This window comes from Protofrankia sp. CiP3, from assembly GCF_917627345.1.
Classification (GTDB): domain Bacteria; phylum Actinomycetota; class Actinomycetes; order Frankiales; family Frankiaceae; genus Protofrankia.
Window position 1 is genome coordinate 1 of record NZ_CAKJTM010000022.1, and the last position, 516, is coordinate 516.

The 516-nt window shown below is 64.7% G+C and carries 1 protein-coding gene; it reads right to left on the bottom strand.

What is annotated here, in order from left to right:
* Positions 1–47: 47 nt before the first annotated feature.
* On the bottom strand, positions 48–516 hold a 469-nt coding region (locus MJ797_RS10835), incomplete at its 5' end, for a transposase (RefSeq protein ID WP_239334193.1).

Consider the following 516-nt stretch of genomic DNA (forward strand, 5'->3'; position numbering starts at 1 on the left):
TTTGACGTCCTCCCCGCCCTGAAGGACGGGGATTCCTACCGTGCGGTTCATGCCGCACCTCGGTGGGTTCCTGCTTCACTGCCGACTGCCGGCACGGGTGCCGGTCTCACATCGACTCCACAGGCGTTTACCGTCTCCACCCGCCCGGCGGCGACGATGCGCTGTCCCTCGAACAGGATGTTCCGGGCCGCATTCAGATCACGATCATGTGTGGTGTTACAGGCCGGGCACGTCCACGTCCGGACCGCCAGTGGCTTCGGACCATCTTTCACTCCGCAGGCTGAGCAGAGTTGTGACGACGGGAAGAACCGGCCTACCCGCACCACGCTTCGACCACGCCGCGCGGCCTTCTCCTCCAGCAGGCCGACCAGTTTCGACCAGCCAGCGTCGTGGACCGCTCGCGCGAGTTTCGTTCGGGCGAGACCGGATACCGCAAGATCCTCAACGTAGATCGCTTGGTTGTCGCGAACAAGTCGAGCGGCGAGCTTGTGGTGATGGTCTCGGCGGGTCTCCCGG